Source organism: Streptomyces paludis, assembly GCF_003344965.1.
GTDB lineage: Bacteria > Actinomycetota > Actinomycetes > Streptomycetales > Streptomycetaceae > Streptomyces > Streptomyces paludis.
In genome coordinates this window covers 5,035,806-5,061,103 of sequence record NZ_CP031194.1, presented here as the reverse complement: position 1 = coordinate 5,061,103, position 25,298 = coordinate 5,035,806, and the positions used below count along the sequence as shown (strand labels likewise).

At 72.8% G+C, this 25,298-nt stretch carries 17 protein-coding genes; 9 read left to right on the top strand and 8 right to left on the bottom strand.

Annotated features, from left to right (window positions below):
• Positions 1 to 67 precede the first annotated feature (67 nt).
• From DVK44_RS37710 to DVK44_RS22415, 7 genes are all read left to right on the top strand, one after another.
• Complete coding sequence (locus DVK44_RS37710; RefSeq protein ID WP_114661278.1) at positions 68 to 4,495, top strand: glycoside hydrolase family 38 N-terminal domain-containing protein; 4,428 nt, start codon at positions 68 to 70, stop codon at positions 4,493 to 4,495.
• A 67-nt stretch (positions 4,496 to 4,562) separates the two neighbouring features.
• On the top strand, positions 4,563 to 5,321 hold the full coding sequence (locus tag DVK44_RS22440) for a CPBP family intramembrane glutamic endopeptidase (RefSeq protein ID WP_114661277.1): 759 nt from the start codon (positions 4,563 to 4,565) through the stop codon (positions 5,319 to 5,321).
• A 120-nt stretch (positions 5,322 to 5,441) separates the two neighbouring features.
• On the top strand, positions 5,442 to 6,602 hold the full coding sequence (locus DVK44_RS22435) for a ParB/Srx family N-terminal domain-containing protein (protein WP_114661276.1): 1,161 nt from the start codon (positions 5,442 to 5,444) through the stop codon (positions 6,600 to 6,602).
• A 124-nt stretch (positions 6,603 to 6,726) separates the two neighbouring features.
• Positions 6,727 to 8,424 carry a ribosomal protection-like ABC-F family protein gene (abc-f, locus tag DVK44_RS22430; RefSeq protein WP_114661275.1) on the top strand — a complete coding sequence of 566 codons (1,698 nt, stop codon included), beginning with the start codon at positions 6,727 to 6,729 and terminating at the stop codon, positions 8,422 to 8,424.
• Between the two features lie 98 nt (positions 8,425 to 8,522).
• Positions 8,523 to 9,293, top strand: coding sequence for a helix-turn-helix transcriptional regulator (locus DVK44_RS22425; protein WP_114661274.1), 771 nt, complete (start codon positions 8,523 to 8,525; stop codon positions 9,291 to 9,293).
• Positions 9,290 to 10,258, top strand: a complete 969-nt coding sequence (locus DVK44_RS22420; RefSeq protein WP_114661273.1) for a pyridoxal-phosphate dependent enzyme — start codon at positions 9,290 to 9,292, stop codon at positions 10,256 to 10,258. Before DVK44_RS22425 ends, DVK44_RS22420 begins: the two co-directional genes overlap by 4 nt.
• A 159-nt stretch (positions 10,259 to 10,417) precedes the next feature.
• Entirely contained in the window at positions 10,418 to 12,061 is a 1,644-nt protein-coding gene (locus DVK44_RS22415) for a hypothetical protein (protein WP_114665362.1), read from the top strand.
• A 90-nt stretch (positions 12,062 to 12,151) separates the two neighbouring features.
• Here DVK44_RS22415 and DVK44_RS22410 read toward each other — a convergent pair whose 3' ends face one another.
• From DVK44_RS22410 to DVK44_RS22390, 5 genes are all read right to left on the bottom strand, one after another.
• The gene (locus DVK44_RS22410; protein WP_114661272.1) at positions 12,152 to 13,129 is read right to left on the bottom strand and encodes a GNAT family N-acetyltransferase; all 978 of its coding nucleotides are present in this window, start codon (positions 13,127 to 13,129) and stop codon (positions 12,152 to 12,154) included.
• A 103-nt stretch (positions 13,130 to 13,232) separates the two neighbouring features.
• Positions 13,233 to 13,916 carry an ABC transporter ATP-binding protein gene (locus DVK44_RS22405; protein ID WP_114661271.1) on the bottom strand — a complete coding sequence of 228 codons (684 nt, stop codon included), beginning with the start codon at positions 13,914 to 13,916 and terminating at the stop codon, positions 13,233 to 13,235.
• 133 nt (positions 13,917 to 14,049) lie between these two features.
• Complete coding sequence (locus DVK44_RS22400) at positions 14,050 to 15,528, bottom strand: ABC transporter permease (RefSeq protein ID WP_114661270.1); 1,479 nt, start codon at positions 15,526 to 15,528, stop codon at positions 14,050 to 14,052.
• 177 nt (positions 15,529 to 15,705) lie between these two features.
• Entirely contained in the window at positions 15,706 to 16,977 is a 1,272-nt protein-coding gene (locus tag DVK44_RS22395; protein WP_114665361.1) for a L,D-transpeptidase, read from the bottom strand.
• A gap of 200 nt (positions 16,978 to 17,177) precedes the next feature.
• Positions 17,178 to 17,591, bottom strand: a complete 414-nt coding sequence (locus DVK44_RS22390; protein ID WP_114661269.1) for a hypothetical protein — start codon at positions 17,589 to 17,591, stop codon at positions 17,178 to 17,180.
• A gap of 108 nt (positions 17,592 to 17,699) precedes the next feature.
• Here DVK44_RS22390 and DVK44_RS22385 point away from each other — a divergent pair, with 108 nt between their 5' ends.
• Complete coding sequence (locus DVK44_RS22385) at positions 17,700 to 18,107, top strand: cell wall protein (protein ID WP_114661268.1); 408 nt, start codon at positions 17,700 to 17,702, stop codon at positions 18,105 to 18,107.
• A gap of 281 nt (positions 18,108 to 18,388) precedes the next feature.
• Positions 18,389 to 20,023 (top strand): hypothetical protein, encoded by a 1,635-nt coding sequence (locus tag DVK44_RS22380; RefSeq protein WP_114661267.1) that lies wholly within the window; start codon positions 18,389 to 18,391, stop codon positions 20,021 to 20,023.
• Positions 20,024 to 20,126: 103 nt separating this feature from the next.
• On the opposite strand, the gene hutH is transcribed toward DVK44_RS22380, so the two are convergent.
• The 3 genes from hutH to DVK44_RS22365 all read right to left on the bottom strand — a co-directional run bounded on the left by hutH (position 20,127) and on the right by DVK44_RS22365 (position 25,258).
• Entirely contained in the window at positions 20,127 to 21,677 is a 1,551-nt protein-coding gene (gene hutH, locus DVK44_RS22375) for a histidine ammonia-lyase (RefSeq protein ID WP_114661266.1), read from the bottom strand.
• Between the two features lie 1,461 nt (positions 21,678 to 23,138).
• A complete protein-coding gene (locus DVK44_RS22370; protein ID WP_114661265.1) occupies positions 23,139 to 24,353 on the bottom strand; it encodes a GGDEF domain-containing protein in 1,215 nt (404 codons plus the stop codon).
• A 95-nt stretch (positions 24,354 to 24,448) separates the two neighbouring features.
• The gene (locus tag DVK44_RS22365) at positions 24,449 to 25,258 is read right to left on the bottom strand and encodes an enoyl-CoA hydratase/isomerase family protein (protein WP_114665360.1); all 810 of its coding nucleotides are present in this window, start codon (positions 25,256 to 25,258) and stop codon (positions 24,449 to 24,451) included.
• Positions 25,259 to 25,298 lie beyond the last annotated feature (40 nt).

The window sequence follows — 25,298 nt, the reverse complement described above, 5'->3', positions numbered from 1 at the left end:
ATGGCCATAACCGGCTGAGCGACCCCAACGGCCTGAGCACACCGAACGACGAAAGGCACCCTCCCGCATGCGCATCCGCGACGTCCGGTCCACCGACCTGTTCACCGGCCCGGCACACGCCCCCCGCCAGGTCGTACGGGTCACCGTGCAGGCCGGCCCCGGGGCCGGCACCGGACCGTCGCGGCTGCGCGTCGAGGGCCCGACCGTCTCCACGCCCGCGCCCGTGCCCGTACCGGCGCTGGCGGCGGGCGAGGAGCGGGTCGTCGAGGCGGGCGTGGTGATCGCCGCGCCCGCGCCCGAGGGCTCGGTCCACCGGGTCACGGCGGTGTGGGAGGAGACCACAGGCCCGGGGAGCGGCGGCGGCTCGGGCACCGGCGCCGGGCGGGCCGGCGGAAGCGGACAGGCCGTCGGGAGCGGCAGCGTGGTCGCCTCGGCCACCGGCTGGACGATGTGGATGATCTCGCACTTCCACTACGACCCGGTCTGGTGGAACACCCAGGCGGGCTTCACCGAGATCCGCCACCAACTGCCCGACCTCCCCTGGGTCGACCGGCTCCGCCCGCCGCACGTCCGCAGCGCCTTCGACCTCGTCCGCGCCCATCTCGACGCGGCCCGCCACGACGAGGACTACCGCTTCGTCCTCGCCGAGATCGACTACCTCAAGCCGCACTGGGACGCCTTCCCCCGCGACCGGGCCGATCTGCGCCGCTTCCTGCGCGACGACCGCATCGAACTCGTCGGCGGCAGCTACAACGAGCCCAACACCAATCTCACCCACCCCGAGTCCACCATCCGCAACACCGTCATGGGCGTCGGCTACCAGCGCGACATCCTCGGCGGCGACCCCCGCTCCGGCTGGCAGCTCGATGTCTTCGGCCATGACCCGGCCTACCCCGGGCTGCTGGCGGACGCCGGACTCGACTCCAGCGCCTGGGCGCGCGGCCCCTTCCACAACTCGGGCCCCGTCGGGCACACCGGCGACATCGAACGGATGGAGTTCCCCTCCGAGTTCGAGTGGATCTCGCCCAGTGGGCGCGGTGTCCTCACCCACTACATGGCCGGGCACTACACCGCCGGCTGGGCCATCCACCGCACCGAGTCGCTCGACGCGGCGATGGCCGCCGCCTACGACCAGTTCGCCTCGCTCAAGAAAGTCGCCGCGACCCGCAACGTCCTGCTGCCCGTCGGGCACGACCACAATGTGCCCTCCCGCTGGTGCACGGAGATCCACCGCGCCTGGTCGGAGAAGTACGTCTGGCCCCGCTTCACCATGGGGCTGCCGCGCGACTTCTTCGCCGCCGTACGCCGTGAGTCGGCGGGCGGAACCGGATCGCCAGCGCGCCGGATCAGCCCGCAGACCCGCGACATGAACCCGGTCTTCACCGGCAAGGACGTCTCCTACATCGACACCAAGCAGGCCCAGCGCGCCGCCGAGACCGCCGTCCTCGACGGCGAGCGGCTCGCCACCCTGGCGGCGCTCCTCGGCGAGTCCTTCCCGGCGGCCGACCTCGACAAGGCGTGGCGCCAACTCGCCTACGGCGCCCACCACGACGCCATCACCGGGACCGAGTCCGACCAGGTGTACCTGGACCTCGTCGGCGGCTGGCGCGAGGCGTACGAACTCGGTGACCGCGTCCGGACGACCGCCCTGCGCGCCCTCGCCTGCCACACCGACACGCGCGGCGAGGGGCAGGCCGTGCTTGTCGCCAACACCCTTTCGTGGCAACGCGACGGGCTCGTGACGCTGCCCCTCGACACGCTGCCTCACGACACCCTGCCGGTCGAGGGCCTTACGGGCTCCCGGCCCGTCGTCGTACGCGACACGGACGGCAAGACCGTCCCCTCCGTGACCGTCCCCTCCGCCACCGGCGCCGGCACCGTCACCTTCCTCGCCCGCGACGTGCCTTCCCTGGGCCACCGCGTGTACCACCTGGCCCCCCTGGCGGAGGGCGAGCAGCCAACCGATCAGGTACAAGAGGAAACGCACGACCAGCCCGCCGCCTGGACCCCCGTCCCCGGCGCCACCGCCGCCGCCAACGACCGCTTCCGCATCGAGGCGGACCCGGCCCGGGGCGGCGTCCTCACCCGTATCACCGACCTGCGCGACGGCCGCGAACTGCTGCGCCCCAACGGCGTCGGGGCCGAACTCACCCTCCAGGACGAGCACACCACCCACCCCGTCTGGGGCGAGGGCCCCTGGCATCTGCTCCCCAAGGGGCCCGCCTCGCACCGCACGGGCGACCGGCCCGCCGCGTCCGTACGCGTCGAGCGCTCTCCCCTCGGCGAGCGCCTCGTCACCGAGACGCCGCTCGACGGGCTGCGGCTCACCCAGACCGCCACGCTGCTGCACGGCTCCGAGCGCGTCGACTTCCACACGCGTGTGGACGGCTCGATCGGGGAGGACCGGCTGCTGCGCGTACGCTTCGATCTCGATCTGCCCGGCACGCTGCCCGTCTCGGAGGTCGGATTCGCCGCCATCGGGCGGCCGTTCGGCTTCCCGGATTCCGACGCGGCCGAACATATGTGGACCCTCGACAACCCCGCCCACACCTGGTCGGGCCTCTCCACCACCGCCCGCGTCGCCCTGCACGGCGCCGACGGCACCACCCTGCACCACGCCTTCGGCATCGCCGAAGTGATCGCCCCCGCCGATCTTCACGTCCGCCCCCTGCTCACCCGTCTCGTCGCCCGCGGCGTGACCGCCACGAGCACCCGTCCGGACAGCCCGCGCTACGGCTCGCTCGACGCCGACTCGAATCTGCCCGACATCAGAGTGACACCCACCACTGACAATCCCGCCGACAACCCGTTCGCCGAGGCCGTCCTCGCCTCCTGCGCACCGGAGTTCCGGCAGGCACTCGCCGCGCACGGGCGGGTCTTCGTCCCGGCCGAACGGTCCCGGCACGCGTCCTGGCGGCCGGGCGCCGACCTGCGCGGCGTACGGGACCTGCCGGTCCTGATCGTGCGGGCCGGGGACACCCTGGCCGACCTCGTCGACGGCGCCGTCGACGTCCCCGTACCGGCCGGGCTCCCGACCACCGCCGAGCCCGCCTGCGACTACTCCGCCGCGCTCCTCAACCACGGCACCCCCAGCTCCGTCGCCACCCCCGACGGAAGCCTCCACCTCACCCTCATGCGCGCGTGCACCGACTGGCCGGCCGGGGTCTGGCTGGACGGCGAGCGGCGCACCGCGCCCGACGGCAGCGGCTTCAACCTCCAGCACTGGAGCCACGACTTCCGCTTCAGCCTCACCGCGGGCCCCGGCGACTGGCGCCAGGCCGGTTTCGTACGGGCGGGCCACGAGGCGAACCACCCGCTGCTGGCCACCGCCACCGCCCCTTCCCCCGGTCAACTGCCGCCGCGCGTCTCGCTCGTCGAGGTCGCCCCGGCCACGGTCGGCCTCAGCGCGCTCAAGCCGCGCGGCAACCCGCTGTCGTCCGGCCTGCCCGGCGACACGGCACCCGCGCGCGACGGCCTGACGGTCCGGCTGTACGAGACGCAGGGCCGCCCCGTCACGGCCGAACTCCGGGTGTACGGCGGCCTCGCCGCGCCCGAGCGCACCGACCTCCTGGAGCACTCCACCGCCCCGGCACCGACCGCCCTGGAGTGCGGTACGGACGGAGCGGTACGGATCCCCCTCGGCGCGGCCGACATCGCGACGATCGCGGCCGTACCCCTGCACCGTCCGGACGGGCGGCAGCAACAGCAGCAAGCGGGCCATGAGGAACAGCGGCCGTCGCCCGCCCACGAGCCCGTCCAGCCCGTCTTCGCGCGCTACTGGCTGCACAACACCGGCCCCGCACCCATCGGCGGCCTCCCCACGAACATCCGCCTGACGCGACTGGAGACGACGGGAACGGCGGGAACGGCAGAGACACCCGACACCGCCGCCTTCCGTATCACCGTCTCCGTCTCCGCGCGGCCCGCCCGTGGCACCGTCACCCTCGACCTCCCGCCCGGCCTCAGCGCGCTCCCCCTGCCGCCGCTCGACTACGACCTCGCGCCCGGCGAGTACGCCGAGTTCGAGATCCGCGTACGCCGGGACTCGGCGGCGGCGCCGGGCACGTACTTCGTGGCCGCGCGCCTACGTGACGAGGAGGGCCAACTGCTGGAGGACGCGCTGCCGTTCACACCCGAGGACCCGGCGGCCCCGCTGGACCTCGGCGCCCGGCTCACCCGCCCCGGGCCCGGCCGGCTCACGCTGCTGCTGGCCAACCCGACCGCGGGCGAGGTGCGCGGGGAGGCCCACCTCATCAGCCCGTACGGCACCTGGGGCGCGCCCGGCGACCCGCTCACCCTCGCGCCCCGGCTGCGCGGCTTCGCGCTCGCGCCCGGCGCCACGACCGCCCTGGACTTCACCGTCACCACCGCGCCGGACCCGGGTCCGGCCGGGGCCTCCGGCGAGTGGTGGGCGCTGGCGAAGGTGGCGTCCTTCGGCCGTGTCCTGTACACGAACACCGTCGCACTGAACGCGGAAGTCCCGCCCAGCCAGTGACCGCAGGGGAGGCGGTCATACCCCGCCTCCCCTGCCGCACTCCCCCGGCAGCCGCTACCGTCCTCGCATGGTCCGACGGTGGAAGCTCCATGTCGTACGCCATCCGGTCCTGGGTGCCGTCGAGTTGACGCTCGCGTGGCATGCCGTCCTGCTGCTCGTGGCCGAGGTGATCCTGCCGCCGCTGGCACCGCGCTGGTTCCCCGACCTGGGCTCGGCGCTCGTCAACGTGGCGTGCGCGGTCGCCGTGTTGGGCCTGCTGTGGCGCTGGGGGTGGCTGCGCTCCTCGGGCGTGGCGACCCTGGGCGCCCCTCGGCGCTGGTGGCTCGCCGTACCGCTGCTGCTCGTCGAGTGCTCGTACGCCGCCGCCGGTGTCTCCGGCGGCCCGGGAACGCTCGTCGGTGGGGTGGTCCTGCTGTTCTGGGGTTCGGTGAACGAGGAGTTCCAGAGCCGCGGTCTGGTGCAGCGGGCCGCCGCCCCGCTCGGGCCCGCGCGGACGTCGGTCCTCGTCGGCGTGCTGTTCGGTGTCGGCCACTTCCAGAACTATCTGTTCTTCGGCTCGCCGCTCGACAACACGCTGTGGCAGGTGCTGTCCACATCGCTCTTCGGGTTCGGCTGCGCGACGCTGCGGTACGCGACCGGTTCCGTCTGGCCGGGTGTCGTCGTCCACTGGTCCGGCAACTTCTTCAGCATCCACTCGCCCGGCGCGGCGCCCGACTGGTGGCAGGCGTGCGTCTATGTCTTCCCGGTCGGCTACGGCGTCTGGCTGCTGCGGTCCCACATCACCCATATCGGCGCCGACGACGGCGTTCACCGGGCGGCCACCTGAGCGACCGGCAGGATCCACCGGATGGGGCGGGCAGGGATGAGTGGATGAGGAACCGATTCTTCCCCACCCGCCGCGCACCCCCACGCCAGCGCGTCCCGCCCGCAGACACGTGGAGTCCGTATGACCACCTCGACCCGCCCCCAGAACGCTCTCGCCCGGCGCCCGGTGACGGCCCTGACCGTGGCCGCGCTGGCCCTCGGCGGCGCCCTGGCAGGCGGCGGTACGGCGACGGCCGCCCCTCAGACAGCCGCCCCTCAGAAGGCCGCCCCGAAGCCGGCCCCGGCCAAGCCCGCCACGCCCGCCAAGCCCGCCGCCCCCCAGGCCGGTGACCTCCTCGACGTCACGCTCGACCAGCTGCGCCCCACCCAGCCGACCGTGGGCTTCGACCAGATCTACTACAAGCTCGGCCGCTACAGCTCCACCAAGGACGAGGCCAACGGCAACTTCAACAAGCGCTTCGACGACTGGTGCGAGACCAACGGCCAGGAGAAGGCCGCAAGTGTGCAGCCGAACGCGAAGATCTCCGACGCGTCGTCCTTCACCTGCACCGTGCCCGTCGGCAAGGAGACCGCCGAGACCCGCGCCGCGATGAAGACCGTCGTGGTCGGCCCCGGGCGCACCCTCTATCTGACTGACGGGCACCACTCGCTGACGTCCTTCCTGGAGACGCCCGGCGGCGGCCCGAAGACCCACATCCGGCTCCGCGTCACGGCCAACCTCAGCAATCTCTCCACCACCGCGTTCTGGAAGACCATGCAGGAGCGCAAGTGGGTCCGGCTGCGCGACGAGAACAACCGCCCCATCACCGTCCAGCAGCTGCCCAGCCGCCTCGGCCTGGCGCGGTTCCACGACGACCGCTACCGCAGCCTCGTCTACTTCACCCGTGACATCGGCTACCAGCCGCCCGCCGACGCGGCGGAGTTCCTGGAGTTCCAGTGGGGCACCTGGCTGCGTGACCGGGTGAACCTCGCCTCGTACGACCTGACCTCCACGGACTCGTACCTCGCCGCGATCCGCGCCGCCTCCGAGGCGATGTCGGCGACACCCGGCGACACCGTCATCGCCGATGGCCGCACGGCCGACGAGCTGGGCCGGATGGCGCAGTGGAACGACGGCAAGAAGGCGACCGGCGGCGAGTTCGGCAAGCTCGGTACGCCGGTCACCGAGGCGAAGCCGGGCAAGCTCGCGTACGCGCTCGACTACCGCGCCCACCTCCCCGTCAAGCCGGGCAAGCCCTGCAAGACCACCAAGCCCAGCACGCCAAAGCCCGGCCAGCGATAAAACCAGTGGGCCGCGCCGGATCGCGCGGCTACGGTGGACGGCATGTTCAAGCACTACTTCTTCCTGTGATCCGGACCCGCACTTCAGGGTCCGGATCAGTCCCAGCGACACCCCAGGAAGAGTCATGCGCGAACGCGCCCAATTGGCGATCAAAGATGTATCGAAGGCATACGGAGACCGATCGGTTCTCGATCAGGTCTCCCTGACCGTACGGCCCGGTGAGCGGGCCGGGGTCATCGGGGAGAACGGCTCCGGCAAGTCGACGCTGCTGCGGCTGCTGGCCGGGGCCGAGCACCCGGACTCCGGCGAGGTGACGGTCTCGTTCCCGGGCGGGGTCGGCCATCTCGCCCAGACCCTCGGCCTCGGCCCGGACCGTACCGTCCAGGACGCCGTGGACGACGCCCTCGCCGAGCTGCGGGATCTCGAACGCCGGATCGCGGCGGCCGAGTCCGCACTCGGCGCGGCGAGCGCCATCACGGACCGTACGGCAAGCGGCGCGGTAGGCGATACGGCAGACAGCGCGGCCCAACTCGCCTCGTACGGCGAGCTGCTGACCGCCTACGAGGAGCGCGACGGCTACCGCGCCGACGCCCGCGTCGAAGCCGCCCTGCACGGCCTCGGCCTCGCCCGGATCACCCGCGACCGCACCCTCGGCTCGCTCTCCGGCGGGGAGCGGTCCCGGCTGGCGCTCGCGTGCGTCCTCGCCGCCTCCCCCGAACTGCTGCTGCTCGACGAACCCACCAACCACCTCGACCACCGGGCCACCGCCTGGCTGGAGGAGCGGCTGCGGGCCCACCGCGGCACGGTACTGGCCGTCACCCACGACCGGGCGTTCCTGGAGCGGATCGCGACGACGGTCCTCGAAGTCGACCGGGACACCCGGACGGTGCGCCGGTACGGCGACGGCTGGGCCGGTTACCGCGCCGCCAAGGCCGCCGAACGGCTGCGCCGGCAGCAGGAGCACCTGGCGTGGCTGGCCGAGGTGGCCGGCGCGCGGGAGCTGTCCAGCGCCGCCGGGCAGCGCCTCGCGGCCACCGGCAAGGACCCGCGCCAGGGCTTCGGCAAGCACCGCCGCGCGCATGACGCGAAGCTGTCCGGGCAGGTACGGGCGGCGCGCCGGCGGCTGGAGCGGCTGGAGCGCGCCCCGGTACCGGCGCCGCCGGAGCCGCTGCGGTTCACGGCGGCGTTCACCGCGCCCACCTCACCCCGTACCCCGGACAGCGCCCGTACGGGTACGGACGACACCACCGTCGCCGAACTGACCGACGTCACGGTCGCCGACCGCCTGCGCGTCCCCGGCCTCCGCGTCCGTGCGGGCGAACGGCTGCTGGTGACCGGCCCCAACGGCGCGGGCAAGACCACCCTCCTCCGGGTCCTGGCCGGTGATCTGGAACCCGGCGGCGGTACGGTCCGCCACCGCGGCCTGATCGGCTATCTCGCCCAGGAGCTGCCCGCCGTCCCGTCCCGCCGCCCGCTGCTGCACGCCTTCGCCGCGGGCCGTCCGGGACCGCCGGAGGAGTACGGGGACGAGCTGCTGGCCCTCGGTCTCTTCCGCCCGGCCGATCTGGCCGTATCCGTGGCCGCGCTCTCGGTCGGCCAGCGCCGCAGGCTGGCACTGGCCCGGCTGGTGACCCGTCCGGCGGACCTGCTGATTCTCGACGAACCGACGAACCATCTGGCGCCTGACCTGGTGGAGGAGGTGGAGGAGGCGCTCGCCGGGTTCCCGGGGGCGGTGGTCGCGGTCTCCCACGACCGGCGCTTCCGCGCGCGGTTCACGGGCGGGCGGCTGGAGCTGCGGGCGGGGCGGGTGGTCTTGCCGTGACCCGGACCCAGGGGTTAGATTTTAAATCCAACCTCTGGACAACCAGTCCAGGAGAGCAGCGGCCAGAGACATAGCAGAACGAAGGTGGTGGCGCCCGGATGACCGTCCCGAAGAAAATTAAGAGCGATAAGACCGGCAAGATCGGGCGGGAGCTGGACCGGGAGCGGGAGCAGGAGCACGAGCAGGACGCGATCATCGCCTCGCTCACCCCCGTCATCGACGGGATCGCCGCCACCTTCGGCTCGTTCTGCGAGGTCGTCATCCATGACTACCGCCGCCCGGAGCGTTCGGTCGTGGCGATCGCCGGGGCCGTGACCGGGCGCCGGGTCGGCGGGGCGATGAGCGAGATCGGGATGCGGTTGCTGGCGCGCGGCGACGAGGCCACCGACGAGGTGAACTACCTCACCCGTACGGAGAGCGGAAAGATCGTCAAGTCCTCCACGATGATCCTGCGCGACTCGGCGGGCACGGTCTTCGGAGCGCTGTGCGTCAACCTCGACGTGACCGCCGTCAACCAGGCACATGCCGTGATCGGCGAAATCGCCGGGGTCGCCCCGCTTACGGCCATGCCCGCCACCACCTTCGGGAACGACATCGACTCCGTCGTGGACGCCATGGTCGACGCCCACCAACTGCGGCAGAACAAGTCCTGGGCGGATCTCGACCGGGCGGAGCGGCTGGCGCTCTTCCGGAGTCTGGACGAGCGCGGGGTCTTCGCCGTACGGCGGGCGGTCGAGCAGGTCGCGGCCCGGTTCGGCATCTCCCGGGCCTCCGCGTACCACTACCTGGGCGACGCCCGCGCGCAGTCCGGCACAGGCAACAACGCCAACTCACCCACGAACCTCCCGGACGGAGCGCCCCGCCCATGACTCCCCCACCCCCGGTCACCCTGGACGACGTACGCGCCGCCGCCGAACAGATCAAGGGCGTCGCCCACCGCACACCCGTACTGCGCTCCCGCACGCTGGACGCGCTTGTCGGCGCGGAGGTCCATCTCAAGTGCGAGAACCTCCAGCGCGTCGGCGCGTTCAAGTTCCGGGGCGCCTACAACGCCGCCTCCCGGCTCTCGCCGGACCAGCTGGCCGCCGGCATCGCCGCGTACTCCTCGGGCAACCACGCCCAGGCCGTCGCACTCGCCGCGCGGGAGCTGGGCACCACCGCCGTGATCCTGATGCCGGAGGACACCCCGGCCTCCAAGCGGGAGGCGGCCGTCGGGTACGGGGCGGAGATCGTCACGTACGACCGCTATACGGGCGACCGTGTCGCCATCGGTGAGGCGCTGGCCGCCGAACGCGGGCTGGCGCTGATCCCGCCGTACGAACACCCGCAGGTCATCGCCGGGCAGGGCACCGCCGCGCTGGAGCTGATCGAGGAGGCCGGCCCGCTCGACGCGCTCGTGGTGCCGGTCGGCGGCGGCGGGCTGATCGCGGGCAGCGCCACCGCCGCGACGGGGCTGCTGCCCGGGATCCGGGTGGTCGGCGTCGAGCCTGCGGCAGGCGACGATACGAAGCGGTCGCTGGCGGCGGGCGAGCGCGTCGCGATCCCGGTCCCCCGTACGATCGCCGACGGCCAGGCCGCCGACATCCCGGGTGAGCTGACGTTCTCCGTCAACCGGCGGCTGGTCGACTCCATCGCGCTGGTCACGGACGACGAGATCCGCGACGCCATGCGGTTCGCCTTCGAACGGCTGAAGACCGTCCTCGAACCGAGCGGCGCCTCCGCCCTCGCCGCCCTGCTCGCGGGCCGGGTCGAGCGGCTCCCCCGCCGGGTCGGGGTGATCCTCTCCGGCGGCAACATCGACACGCGGCGCTTCGCCGAACTCTGCGGGCGCTGACCGGTCCCGCCGTACGTACGGGAGCCGTACTGACGCCCTAGGCTGACACCCGTGTGGACCAGCGACAGTACGGCGGCGGCCGAACGCGACAACACCCCGGCGCAGGCCCCGGACCCGGCCCCCGAGCAGGGGCAGGGGCGCCCCCGGCCGTGGTGGCGGATGCCGCTCCTCGTGACTGCCGGCGCCGTCCCGCTGTACGCCGTGTGGGCCGCGTTCCTCGCGACCGGCGGGGGCGATCTCGCGGCGCAGTTCGCGTGGGCGGGCTTCATGGCGCGGCATCCGGGCTCCGCGTACAACCTGTCCTGGTACGGCGGTATGCACACCGTCAACTACAGCGTGCTCGCGCCGCCGCTGATGGCGCTCCTCGGCGTCCGTACGGTCTCCGTGCTGGCGGGCCTCGCCGGGACCTGGGCGATGGCCGCGCTGTTCGTACGGACCGGCGTGCCCCGGGCGCTGTGGCCGGCGCTCCTCGGCGCGGTGGCCCTCTGGTGCAATGTGGCGTCGGGGCGGACGACATTCGCGCTGGGCGTGGCCATCGGCCTCTTCGCGCTGCTGCTCGTACAGCGCCGCGCCCCCGGGGCGGCCCTCGGGGCGGCCCTCCCTTCTGCCCTCGCGGCGCTCGCCACCCTGGCCAGCCCGGTCGCCGGGCTGTTCCTCGTGGTGGCGGGGGCGGCGTACGCGCTGGACCGGCAGTGGGTCAGGGGCGCTTCGCTGCTGGTGCCGCCCGCGCTGGTCGTCGGGGCGACGACGCTGCTGTTCCCCTTCCAGGGCGAGCAGCCGATGGCGCCCGGCAAGCTGACCACACCGCTGCTGGTCTGCGCGGTCCTGTGCTGCGCGGCGCCGCGCGCGTGGCGGGTGGTGCGGTACGGCGCGGCGGTGTACGCGCTCGGGGTGGTCCTGACGTTCCTCGTGTCCTCGCCGGTCGGCACGAACGTGGAGCGGCTGGTGGGGCTCGCGGGCCCGCCGGTGCTGCTCGCGGCACTGCTGACGCGCGGGGTGGGCCCGCTGCGGGACCTGGCCCGGACCGCCCCGCGCGCGTGGCGCCGGGCCGGGCGCCCGGCCGTCGCGCGCCCGGCCGTGCTCGCCGCCGTGCTCCCGGCGCTGCTCGCGGGCGGGGTGGCCTTCAACTCGTACTGGCTGCTCAGCAAGACGGACGACGACCTCGCGGTGTCCACCGTCGTGCCCGGCTGGGCCACCCGCACCGACGGGGTGGTCGCCGCGCTGGAGCGGCTGGGGGCGGACCGTACCCGGGTCGAGGTGGTGCCCGCCCGCAACCACCGCGAGGCGGATGTCCTCGCCGCGCACGTCAACATGGCGCGCGGCTGGAACCGGCAGCTCGACGTCGAGCGCGGACGCCTCTTCTACGCCAACCACACCGGCACCGACACCCTGGACCCGGCCGCGTACCGCGCCTGGCTGGACCGCTGGGCGGTCGGTCTCGTCGTCGTCCCGCACGGAAAGCCGGACGGCCCGGCCGAGGCCGAGGCGGCGCTCGTCGCGTCGGGGCCCGACTGGCTGGAGCGGGTGTGGGGCGACGCCGACTGGACGGTCTACCGGGTACGGAACGCGGTACCGCTGGTCCCGGCACCGGCCACGGTCGTACGCGGCGACGACGCGGAGCTGACCGTACGCCTGCCGGCGGCGGGCTCGGTGACGGTACGGATCGCGTACTCACCCTGGCTCCACGCCCCCGGCGCCTGCGTCCAACGCGACGGCGACTGGACGAAGTTGACGGTCACGGAGCCGGGCGACTACCGCCTGGGGTCGGCGTACCGCCTGCCGCGCGCGAGTTGCGGAGGGTAGCGACCGGGGCCCCCGGCGGGAGGGGCCGCGACCAGGGCCCGGGCACGGACGGCCACCGCGGCCGGGAGCGCGGCCTGAAGGCTCCCCCCGCTACAGCTTCATCTGGAAGATCCCCGCCGGGCGCTCCCGCCGGTACCCCAGCGACTCGTTCACCGCGAGCATCGCCGTGTTCCCGTCCGCGACCGTCGTACTGATCTCCCGCAGCTCGGGCCGCGCCGCGCACAGGCTCTCCAGCAGGTGGCGCTTGACCGCGCGGCCGAGCCCGTGGCCCCGGCTGCCGGGGACGACGACCGTGTCGTACTGGAGTGCGCGGGTGTCACCGGGGTCCGCGAGGACCACTTCCGTGTAGGCGGTGATCGCGCCGTCCGCGTCCACCACCGCCGCCGTGTGGATGACGCCGCCACGCGCCTCGATGACGCGCGCGGCGGCCCGTACACGCTCCGCGTCCCAGCGGACGGGCGGATCGTCCAGGCGGCCGGCCGGCGCGTCGTCCATCGACGCGTGCGCGCGGGCGAACGAGTCGGCGTACGCGTCGGGTACGGCCCCCGTCCACTCCACGAAGCGCAGGCCGGCCGGGAGCACCGGCGGCGGTATCTCCTCCAGCGTCTGCCGTACGCGCTGTACGTACCAGCCGAGCGGCAGCACATTCGTGAAGCCGAGGCTGTCCACGAACGCCTCGCCCGCGCCGCCGACTTCGAGGACCGCGGCGACCGAGTCGCGGCCCGCCGCCGCGAGCCGGGTCCGTATCTCGGCCCAGAGCGCGGCGCCGACACCGCGCCGCCGGGCGTCGGGCCGTACCACCAGCGCGGTGAGGAACGCCGTGCGGCGCTTCTCCGGCTCGTCGAACAGCCGGAGCGAGGCGACACCCTGGTACGACCCGTCGGACGCGGTCATCGCGAGATGGGTGCTCGGCCCGCCGACGGAGTGCACCCGCAGCCGGCCGGCCGTCTCGGTCCTGCTGGGCTCGGGCACCGCGGCGGGGAGATCACGGTCGTGTGCCGCCACGACCACCGCGTGCCAGGCGTCTGTCTCGGTGTCCGAGGGCGGGCTTCCCAGAGTGATCAGCATGGCTCGAACCTACGCGTACGGAAGTGATGACGCCCCGGGGTTACGGGGACGTCCGGACGTCCGAACGGTCCCGCCCGCGCAGGGAGGGACCGTTCGGCGGCGGTCAGGCCGCGGCGTTCTCGGTGATCGTCACCTTGCCCTTGCGGATCGTGGCGAGCCGGGGTGCGCGGCGGGCGATCGAGCTGTCGTGCGTGACCATGATGAAGGTCAGCCCGTGCTCCTTCCAGAGCCCTTCGAGCAGTTCCATGATGTCGTCACGGGTGGATTCGTCAAGGTTTCCGGTGGGTTCGTCGGCGAGCAGTACCTTCGGCTGCTTGACGAGCGCGCGGGCGATCGCCACCCGCTGCTGCTGGCCGCCGGAGAGTTCGCTCGGCAGATGCCCGGCGCGCTCGCCGAGCCCGACGGACTCCAGTGCCTGCGCGGCCCGTTCGCGCCGGTCGGCGGTCTTGATGCCGAGCGGGACGAGAGCGGTCTCGACGTTCTCCTGGGCGGTCAGGGTGGGGATGAGGTTGAAGCTCTGGAAGACGAAGCCGATGTTCTCGGCACGCACCTTGGTGAGCTTGGCCTCCGACAGTCCGCCCAGGTTCATCCCGTCCAACTCGACGGTGCCCTGGGTCGGCCGGTCGAGCCCGCCGAGCATCTGGAGGAGGGTGGACTTGCCGCCGCCGGTGGGGCCCTGGATGACGAGGCGGCCACCGTCCTCGATGGTCAGGTCGACCCCGGCGAGGGCGTCGACGGTCTTCTTGCCGCGCGTGTAGCGCTTGGTGACGCCGCTGAGCTGGTACACGGTTCAACTCCTGCTGTACGGAATGCGATAGGGGACGACGCGGTACGGAACGGCGAGGCGATACGGAACGGTGACGCGGTACGGCACGACCACGCGCGCCGGATCGGCACCGTACGGAGCGAGCACGCCCGCGCTACTCGACACGGCTCAGCGCGTCCGCCGGGCGCAGCCGCGAGGCCCGCCAGCCGCCGAACGCGCCCGCGACGAGCCCGCCGGTCACGGCGAGGGCGACCGCGATGCCCACGGAGCTGAGCGCGACGGGCGCGCTGAGCGCGATGTCGACCGCCTTGGCCGCGGCCTGGGGGCCCATGCCGCCGGGGCCGCCCATGCCCCCGCCCATACCGCCACCGCGTCCGGCGGAGGCGAGTTCGGCGGTGAGGGTCGGGCTGATGGCCGTGACGAGGTACGCGCCGCCGACGCCGAGCGCGATACCGAGCACACCGCCGAGCAGTCCGTTGACGAGCGCCTCGCCGACGACCTGCCGGGTGACCCGGCCGCTGGTCCAGCCGAGCGCCTTCAGCGTGCCGAACTCCCGTACGCGGCGGCTGACCGCCGACGAGGTGAGCAGACCGGCCACCAGGAACGCGGCGATCAGCACGGCGATGGAGAGCCACTTGCCCACGTTGGAGGCGAGGTTGGACGCGGTGGAGAGGGAGCCGGAGACGGTGTCGGCGAGATCGGCGGAGGTGGTGACCGTCGTGCCGGAGATGTTCTTCTGGATGGCGGCCTTGACGGTGTCGATCTGCTGCGAGTCGGTGACCTTGACGTAGACCGTGGTGACCTTGTTCTTGGCGTCGGCCAGGGTCTGGGCCTTCTTGAGCGGGATGTAGACGTTCGCGGCGGCGTCGCCGCTGTCGGCGGTGGCGATGCCGATGATGGTGAACTTCGTCTTGGCGATGGTCAGCGTCTTGCCGACGGCGAGGCTCTTCTCCTTGGCGTACGCGCTGTCGAGGACCGCGACGGCCGCGTCGGTCTCGGTCGTCTTGAACGTACGGCCCTTGGTGATCTTGGAGGAGGTGAGCGGGCCGAGGCCGGTCACGGTGACGTCCGCGCCGTAGACGGTGTAGGCGTTCACGTCGAACGCCGCGCCACCGCCGCGGACCTCGCCGCCGCCGTTGCCGCCCGTACCGCCGCCGTAACCGCCGGGACCGCCGCCGCCCCCGCCGCCACCGGTGGTGCCCTCCTGCGGGGTGATCTCGCCGCGCGAGAACTGGCCGTCGATCTTCACCACGTTCAGGCTGAGACCGCCGACGGCCTCGGAGACGCCCTTCTGGTCACCGACCTCGGTGACGGTCGAGGAGGCCAGGGTCTGGAAGCCCTGGACCATCACCCGGTCGCTGCTCTGCTCGGAGTCGCCGTCGTTGGCGTCGAACTCGAAGCGCGGGCGCTGCGCCGTACCGCCCTCGCCGGGCGGGGTGGCGGCTTTGGTGACGGTCATGTCGGTGCCGAGACCGTACAGCGACTGGAGGACCTTGTCCTGGGCCTGGCTCATGCCGGTGGAGACAGAGCTGACGACGATGACCAGGGCGATTCCCAGGGCGAGCCCCGAGGCGACGACGAGCGCCGCCTTTCTGCGACGGCGCAGCTCGCGCCTGAGGTAGGTGAAGAACATGGGCGTGAAGTTAGGGGCCCGTTGTGATGAGGAGTTAAGGCCCGGGTGAGAGCCGCATGAGAACGCGAACGGCGGCGGCACCGGAGGGGTGCCGCCGCCGTCGGGGTCAGACGTGCGCGATGGGGCGTACGGGTCAGGCGTGCGCGATGAGGCCGGGTGAGGTCGGACCAGGTGCGGTCAGACCGCGGAGCCGGCCTTCCAGTCGGCCCAGTTCAGGTTCCAGCCGTTGAGGCCGTTGTCCGGGGCGATGGTCTTGTCGTCGGAGTTCTTGACGATGACGACATCGCCGATCATCGAGTTGTCGTAGAACCACGCGGCGGGTGTGCTGGAGTCGTTGGCGCCCTGGGTGTCCGAGAGGCCCACACAGCCGTGGCTGGTGTTGACCGCGCCGAAGATGGACTTGGCGCCCCAGTAGTTGCCGTGGATGAACGTGCCGGACGTGGAGAGCCGCATGGCGTGCGGGACGTCCTTGATGTCGTACTCGCCCTTGCCGTCGGAGTCGGTGAAGCCGACGGTCGCGCCGTTCATCCGGGTCTCCTTGAACTTCTCGGAGATCACCATCTGGCCGTTGTAGGTGGTGGTCTCCGGGGAGCCGGCGGAGATCGGGATGGTCTTGATGACCTTGCCGTCGCGGGTGACGGTCATCGTCTTGGCCTTGGCGTCGACCGTGCTGACCTGGCTGCGGCCGACCTTGAAACTGACCGTCTTCTCCTGGACCCCGAAGACGCCCTTGGCGCCCTCGACGCCGTCCAGCGCGAGCTTCAGGGTGACCGTGGAGCCGGCCTTCCAGTAGTCGTCGGGGCGCAGGTCGAGGCGCTGCGCGTTGAACCAGTGGCCGACGACTTCCTGGCCGCTGCTGGAGGTGACGGTGATGCCCTCCTGGACGGCCTTCTTGTCGGTGATCGCCTTGTTGAAGTTGATCGAGACCGGCATACCGGCGCCGACGGTGGAGCCGTCCTCGGGGGTGAAGTTCCCGATGAAGCTGTTCTCCGGCGAGACGGTGGTGAAGGAGGAGTTGTCGACGGCCTTGAGGCCGTTGGCGTCGGTGGCCGTCGCGGCGATCTTGTACACGGTGGAGCGTTCGAGCTGATCGTCCGGCTGCCAGCTCAGCTTGTCGTCGGCGAGGGTGCCCTTGACGGCGGTGCCATCGGCGGTGGTCATCTTGACGTCGGTGAGGGTGCCCTCGGTGACCGAGACCTTGGCGTCGTTGTTGATACCGACGTTCGTCGCGCCGTTCTTCGGCGCGATGGCTATCTGGGCCTTGGAGGACTCCTTGGCCGCTGCCGCGTCCGCCTGGGCCTGCGACGACGACGAACCCTTGGCGTTGTCGGCGTCAGCCTTGCTGTCGCTGCCGCTGCACGCCGAGAGCACCAGAACGCCACCGAGCACCGCAGACGCCACCGCCAGGCTCCTGCGCCGCTTGCTGTCCGTCATCACACGTTTCTCCATCATCGCCGCTTACCCTGCCGATAACCCTTAAGAACGCCCTCGGCAACCCATCCGGTTCCACCCCGGCCCAAGCTGTGGTGAACACCACTCGTACCGGGGAATGCGTCGCGAGTGAACCGATTCCCCTCGGGGAACGGGCGAGCCCCGGCCCGCCGCGTCCACCGCGGGTCCGGGGCTCACCAGAGTGTCACGCTCCTCGGCTAGGCTCTACCGACTCCCACGCCTCCGTTCGCGCGCACCGCCGTGACCTGCACAGACTCATCGGATTCGTCTACTTCGTCACTCTCGCCGCTCTCGTCGTCCTCGTCGAGGTCGTCGAGGTCCCACTCGACCGCGTCGGGGTCGTAGTCGATCAGCTCGCTGGTCCAGGACGCCTGCGCCAGCTCGATCCCGGGGACGTCCTTGACCAGGTCGAAGGGCTCCACGAGGTACGCGAGGGCCTCCGCCGCGTCCGCCCGGACCGCCGAGCGGGCCTGCGCGCGCTCGGCGTCCGGGAGGGATTCGTCGGCGTCGACGCGGTCGAGGGCCGCGGCGCCCAGTCGCTCGGCGTCCTCCACCTCCAGCACCAATTCGACGCGCAGCCGTACATACCGTGATGTCTCAGAAGTGCTCATACGACGGAGCGTAGGGCCACCGACCCTCACGACTTTCCCGCGACCCGCTGCTTTCACTAGCATCAGCGCACCCAGCCACCTCGGTGTTGTTCAAGGGGGATCCCTTACGTGTCCGTCGCACGCCGCCCACTGCTGACAGCGACCGCCGCCGGAACCCTGCTCGGCGCGCTCTGGTTCGTACCGTCGGCGAACGCCACGGGCGCGCCGGAGGAGCCTCGACAGCGCTCCGCACCGTCGGCACAGAGCCTCGGGCTCCAGAGTTACGAGGTGTCCACGACCGCCGGGGCCTCGGAGAAGCCCATCACCTCGACCGACTCCGACGACCCGCCGGCCGCGCCCGGCGCCGAGGTCCAGGGGCAGCCGGAGGAGCCGGAGCCCGAGCCGTCGGTGCAGCCGGTGCTGGCCGACACGGGCGCCATCGAGACCACGCCGTATGTGGTCGGCGGGACGGTCTGTCTGGCGATCGGCGCGGGCTTCGTCACGTACTCGATACGCCGGGGAGCCCGCGAGTTCTGACCAACTCTGCACTTTTCCTGGCGGGTTGAGCATCGAGAAGTGACCCACATCATGGCCCCGGCCGTACGGAATCGGTGACGGCACCGGGAGCGGGACTGGCATGCTCCCCATGAGCTACCGATCAGTAGCCCCCAGTGGGGGCTCCGTGTGCTCCCTCCCCTCCCGGTGCTTTCTCCCGGGTGGGCACTCCCCCGCCTCTCCGTCCCCCGAGGATTTGCGTGCAGAGTTCAAGAAGCGTGCAGAGATCAAGAAGAGCGACCCGCCTCGCCCTGATATCGACCATGGCGGCGGCCACCCTCCTCGTCACCGGCTGCTCCTCCGGCGGCGACACGTCCATGGTCGGCACCGCGAGCGAGGCCGAGCCGTCCCCCGACGCCTCCGCCGAGGGCGTGGGCTCCAAGGCCAACCCGGCGGGCGAACAGCTCGCGGTCGTCCCGGCGACCACCGGAGACGACGGTACGACCCCCACCGCCGTGGCGACCCCGGCGGCGAACGGCTCCACCGCGCAGGACAAGCCCGGGCTCAAGGTCGCGTCGTACAACGCGGACACCGGCCGGGCCGTGATCGCGGCCGTCACCCGGAAGGGAGACGGGGAGAAGAGCGGCGACAAGGCCGGGACCCCGGCCGAGGGCGCCGAGGACACCGCGCCGACGACGGACGCCACCGAGGCCCCCGCCGGCCCGGACGGGACCGAGCCGGCGGCCACCCCGGACGCGGACGCGGCTGAGGCCCCCGCCACGGAAGCGCCCGCCACCGAGGCCCCCGCCGACGACAGCGACAGCGACCGCGACAGCGGGGACACCGACGCCGGGGACACCGCCGAGGACACCGACACGGTCTCCGTGGGCGACATCATCGCCAGCGCCCCCGCCCCCGGCGCCCCCAACGGTCTGCTCGCCGAGGTGACCGAGGTCATCGGCACCACCTACGCGGGTACGGAGGTCGCGACCGCGCCGTCCACCCTGAACGCCCTGCTCGGCGACGCCACCGCCGAGGGCAGCGTCCCGGTCGACCCCTCCACCGTGGAGGTCAAGCCGCTGGTCGAGGGCGTGAAGGTGTCCTGGGCCAAGAGCGCCGGGCTGACCTTCGGCCCGAAGTCCGCCAAGCTGCCCTTCGGCAGCCTGCGCATCGACGTCGGCGCCGCCGTCGCCACGGCCCAGGGCGCCCCCGCGTCCGCCGCCGCCTCGGTGAACGGCTTCGTCCAGCTCGCGCCCGAGGTCGAGTTCTCGTACAACGGCTCCGGCAGCAAGAGCGCGCCGGGCTCCGCGTCGCTCGCGCTCGCGGGCGACTGGGCCTCGCAGTGGTCGCTCAAGGGCCAGGCCGCCGCCAAGACGCAGGGCGGCAAGCCGCTGCGTATCCCCTTCGCCGAGCTGCACACCAACCCGGTGATCCAGGTCGGTGTGGTGCCGATCGTCGTCAACCTCGATGTGACCGCCTACTTCCAGGTGGACGGTGACGGCCGGATCGAGGTCGACGTACAGCAGGACCTGAAGGGCGACTTCAAGGTCGGCGGCAGCTTCTCCCTGTTCAAGGGCTGGAAGCCGATCAGCGAGTCGAACATGTCCGGTGAGCCGCTGCGCGCCTCCGTCGCCACCGCCGGCAAGGTGAAGGCGTCCCTGGGCGTCGAGGCCGCCGTGGGCCTGTACGGCACGGTCGGCGTGGTCGGCGATGTCGCCCCGTTCCTCCGCGCCGAGGCCGAGGCCGTCGCCACCGGATCGGCCGACTCCACGGGAGCGGCGTCCGGCGCCTGGAAGCTGCACGGCGGCATCGACCTGAACGGCTCGCTCAGGCTCCAGCTGACGATCTTCGGGACCCCGCTCTTCAAGAAGGACATCCCGCTGGTGGCCGTGAACAAGGAGTGGCTGCTGACGGAGGGCCGGGGCAGTGTGAACACCCCGGTCAAGGCCGCGAGCTGAGTTGATCAAGGGGCCCGTGGGTGCGCGAGCGCGCGCATCCACGGGCCTTTTCGCGTAACGACTCCCGTACCGCTCGTGTACGCCTGCGTCCTACGTGGGGGGCTCAGGCGAGCGGCCCGGTGACCCCCTCCACGGCCTCGACCAGCCGTCCTTCCCGTACGAACGCCTCCGCACCGGCGAGATCCGGCGCGAGGAACCGGTCCGGCCCCGGCCCGGCCACACCGGCGGCGCGCAGCGCGTCGATGGCGGCGCACGAGGCGGGCGCGGGCGTCAGCCCCTTGTGGTCCCGGCGCAGCTCGATGGCGCGGGTCGCGGCGTACAGCTCGACGGCGACGACCCGGGTCAGATGCTCCACGGCGGTCCGCAGCTTGCGCGCAGCGGACCAGCCCATGGAGACATGATCCTCCTGCATGGCGGAGGAGGGGATCGAGTCCACCGAGGCCGGTACGGCCAGCCGCTTCAGCTCGCTGACCAGCGCGGCCTGCGTGTACTGGGCGATCATCAGCCCGGAGTCGACACCGGGGTCGTCGGCGAGGAACGGCGGCAGCCCGTGGGAGCGGTTCTTGTCGAGCAGCCGGTCGGTACGCCGCTCCGTGATGGAGGCGAGGTCGGCGACGGCGATCGCCAGGAAGTCCAGTACGTACGCGACGGGCGCGCCGTGGAAGTTGCCGTTGGACTCGACCCGGCCGTCGGCCAGCACCACCGGGTTGTCGACGGACGAGGCCAGCTCCCGGTCCGCGACGGTACGCGCGTACGCGAGGGTGTCGCGCCCGGCGCCCGCGACCTGGGGCGCGCAGCGCACCGAGTAGGCGTCCTGCACCCGGGGGGCCTCGTCCTCCTGGAAGTGCCCGGTGAGCGCGGACCCGGCGAGCACCCGCAGCATGTTGGCGGCGCTGACGCCCTGGCCGGGGTGCGGCCGGATGGCGTGCAGCTCGGGCGCGAGGACCCGGTCCGTACCGAGCAGCGCCTCCAGGCTGAGCGCGGCGGTGATGTCGGCGGAGGTGTAGAGCCGGTGCAGGTCGGCGAGCGCCATGACCAGCATGCCGAGCATGCCGTCCGTGCCGTTGAGCAGCGCGAGCCCTTCCTTCTCCCGCAGCTCCACCGGCTCGATGCCGTGCGCGGCGAGCAGTTCCCCGGCGGGCCGCACGGTGCCGTCCGGCCCCTCCGCGTCGCCCTCGCCCATCAGCGTCAGCGCGCAGTGCGACAGCGGGGCGAGGTCCCCGGAGCAGCCGAGCGAGCCGAACTCGTGGACCACGGGCGTGATCCCGGCGTTCAGCACGTCCGCCATCGTCTGCGCGACCTCGGGCCGCACCCCGGTGTGCCCCGACGCGACGGTCTTCAGCCGCAGGAACATCAGCGCGCGTACGACCTCACGCTCGACCCGGGGCCCCATGCCGGCGGCATGCGACCGCACGATGTTGCGCTGCAACCGCACCCGCAGCTCCGGCCCGATGTGCCGCGTGGCCAGCGCCCCGAACCCGGTCGACACCCCGTACACGGGCTCCGGCTTGGCGGCCAGCGCCTCCACAACCTCCCGAGCCCGAGCGAGCGCGGCAAGCGCCTCCCCCGAAAGCTCAACGCGAGCACGGCCACGGGCAACAGCGACAACACCTTCGGCGGTCGCCCCCGCCGTCCCCACCACGACAGTGTGCATATCCATATTCAGGAGCCTACGGACTGAATCCCCAACTGTCACGAGCCGGAGCCCCATGCCTCGCCGGGCGCCATGGGGTTGCCGGGTGCGGGTCAGAGCGGAACTCTGTCGGGGGTGGGCCGGTGGCGGAGGTTGTCGGGCGTGGGGCCGCCCCTCCAGCCTTTGAGCGTCGCGCCTCCAGGGGAGGAGTAAAGGGCGCTCCTTCGTCGCGTCGGCTGCGCCGATTACGCTGCGCTCCACCCTTGACACCTCCCCTTCCGGCGCAAGTGCGGCTTTCGGGAGGGGCGGCCGGGGGGAAGGGGGGCCCAGGAGGTGGCGCCGTACTGCCACTCGGCTCAGGGGCTGGCGGCCCGGTGGACCCTGCGGGGCTGCGCGGCAGAGGAATGGGGCCGCCCGGCTCATCTCAGCGACTGACGGCCGCCGGTTCCTCAGACACATGCCCCGCTGGTCACCGTGGTGTGGGTTGTGGGGTTGCCGGGACGTGTGTGACAACAAGTGGGCCGCTGAAGGCCGTCCATGCGGCAAGGAGGGCTCCTAACGCACCTGAGGACACATGTGCCGCCCGAGGAGCCCCCCAACGGGTCGCCAAACCTGCCCATATGGGACATGCGGATGGGGGCGGGTGGCCCGAGAGGCCGACCGGGCGGCAGGCCCCGTCCGGCGGCACGGAAAGGCGCCCGCCGGGACGCATGTGGCACCAAGTGGGCCCCCGAGGGCCACCCATGCGCCCTGGAGTGCCGCTAACGCACCCGAGGACACACGTGCCGCCCAAAGAGCCCCCCAACCGCCAGCCAAAACGCCCCATATGGGGCGGATCGACAGGAGGGCGGCCCGCAGACCCGACCAGTCCGCAGAACCCATCCACCTTCCGGGCACCACAGCGCAACGGTGACCAGCGGGGCTTGAGTCTCAGCAAACATCGGACCGCCAGCCGCCGAGCCGGTGTCGGACCGCCCCATTCCTCTGCCGCGCAGCCCCGCAGGGCCCACCGGCCCGCCGGACCCTAAACCGGCCGGCAGCACGGCACCACCCCCCGGGCCCCCCTCCCCCCGGCCGCCCCCCCTCTCCCGTACACGCGCCGGAAGGGGAGGTGTCAAGGGTGGGCGCAGCCCATCGCGCAGCGACGCGACGAAGGAGCGCCCTTTACACCTCCCCTGGAGGCGCGACACTGGCGAAAGGAGGGGCGGCCCAGCGCCCAGCACCTCGCCCCCGTACACCCCGGTCTACCTCTTGGTACTGACCCGCAGACAGCAACACCACAGCGCCCAGCGGCGCATGAGTCTCAACCAACCGGCGGCCGTCAGCCGCCGAGACAACCCCGGCAGCCCCAATCCTCTACCGCGCAGCCCCGCAGGGCCCACCCGCCCGCCAGACCCTGAGCCGAGTGGCAGTGCGGCACCACCTCCTGGGCCCCCAGGCTGGAGGGGCCGCCCCACAGCGCCCAGCCCGGCCCCGCGCCGCCTACGCCCCGCGGAACCGTCTCCGGTCGCCTGCCGCCGGCGACGGCGTGTCGGCCAGGGTGAGTACCTCGTCGTCTCGGCCGGCCACCACCGGGCCCGGGGAGCGGGCCGCCTTTGCGCGGTATTGGGCTGCGTCTGCCAGGCGGAAGAGGCGGCGGGCGGTGCGCAGCTCGCCGATGGGGTCGCCGGTGGAGGCGATTCCGCAGGCCACGCCCTCGCCCAGGTCCAGCGCCGCCGCCCGGCGGCACAGCTCGTCGGCGACGGCGATGACCTCGTCGGCCGACGGCCCCACCGTCAGCAGACAGAACTCGTCGCCGCCGAGCCGCGCGGCCAGCGCGCCCGGGAGGCGGGCGCCGCAGACCGAGAGGAGCGAGCCGAATCGTTCCAGCAGGCGGTCACCGACGGCATGACCGAGCGTGTCGTTGACGGCCTTGAGGCCGTTGAGGTCGCAGACGACGAGGCTGACGACGGCCCCCTCCTCCCGGTACCGCGCGATCGCCTCGTCGAGCCGCGAATCGACCGCGCGCCGGTTCGCCAGGCCCGTCAGCGGGTCGGTGAAGGCGAGCCGGCGTACCTCCTCAAGGCGTTCCGTCTGGGCGATCCCGGCCGCGACGACGGAGGCGACGACGGTGGCGAAGCCCGCGTCGTCCGCGTCGAACAGCGGCGCGCCACGCGGCCGGGCCACGTACAGCTCGCCCCACGCCCGCCCGTGCAGGACGATCGGCGCGACGACACAGCAGCCCCGCCCGCGCCGCCGCAGCGCCGCCGCCCGCGCCCCGGCGGCGGGCCCGTCCACGTCCGACGTGACCACGCCAACGACAGCGGTTCCGGCAGTTCCAGCGGCCCCGGCGGTCCCGGAAGCCGATCCGGAAGCCGGTCCGGAAGCCCCCGCACCCCCCGCCGCACCCCCGCAACCCGCCGGCTCCGCCGGCCACCGCTCCTGCGGGAAGTCCGCGATCTCGGGGAACCGGTGCACCGGATACGACTCGTCCGCCGGGAACTCCTCCTCCCCGGCCACCCGCTCCCCCGCGTTCACCAGCACCTTGAGCCGCCCGAGATCCCGTTCCCACAGCGACAGCGCGGCGAAGTTCCCGCCCAGCGCCTCGTACGCGCCCCGCGCCGCCGCCCGCCAGGCGTCCTGGGCCGTGGGGGCCGCGGCCATCGCCTGGGACAGTGCCACTATGGCGCGCAGTCGCGCGTCCCCATCCACTCCCATCACTCCACCTTAAGTACCTTGAGGTGGTTTAGGGCGATTTGAAGACGCGGAACGGGATGCCGCGCGGTGCCGCGGGAGGCTGCGCGGTGCCGCCCCTACTCCCCCGGCCACCTCGCCGCCCGCTTCTCGTTGAACGCCGCGACCCCCTCCGCCCGGTCCCCCGAGAAGGCGACCGAACGCCACGCCGCGTCCTCGACCTCCAGCCCGGCCCGCAGATCGAGCCCCTGCCCGAGCCGCAGCGCGCGCTTCGCGGCGCGCAGGCCGACCGGCGAGTTCGCGGCGATACGGGCGGCCAGCGCGAGGGCCTCGTCCCGGTCGGTGCCCGCGTCGACCACATGGTCGACCAGCCCGAGCGCGCCCGCCTCCGCCGCCTCGACCCGGCGCGCCGTGAAGATCAGCTCCGCCGCCCGCGCGGCCCCGACCCGGCGCGGCAGCAGCTGCGTACCGCCGCCGCCGGGGATCACCCCGACCGACACCTCGGGGAGTCCGACGACGGCGGTCCGGTCGGCGACGATCAGATCGCAGGCGAGCGCCAGCTCGTAGCCGCCCCCCAGCGCGTAGCCGTGCACGGCGGCGACCGTCGGCATCGGCAGCTCCAGCACACCGGTGTACGCGGCGCGCGCGGCCGGCCGCTGGCGCACCAGCTCGGCGTCGCTGAAGGAGTTGCGCTCCTTGAGGTCCGCGCCGACGCAGAAGGCGCGCGCGTGGGTCGAGGTCAGCACCGTGACCCGTACGCCCCGGTCCCCGGCCAGCGCCGCGCACGCGGCGGCGAGGGAGCGGGCCATCTCCGTCGATACGGCGTTCATGGCCTTGGGCCGGTCGAGGACCAGCTCCGCGACCGGGCCGTGCCGCCGCACCACGACGAACTCCCCGAACCGCTGCTCGACCGGTAGCGGCGCCGGCACCGCTTCCGCGTCCGCCCCTACCAGCTCTGCGTCCTCACCC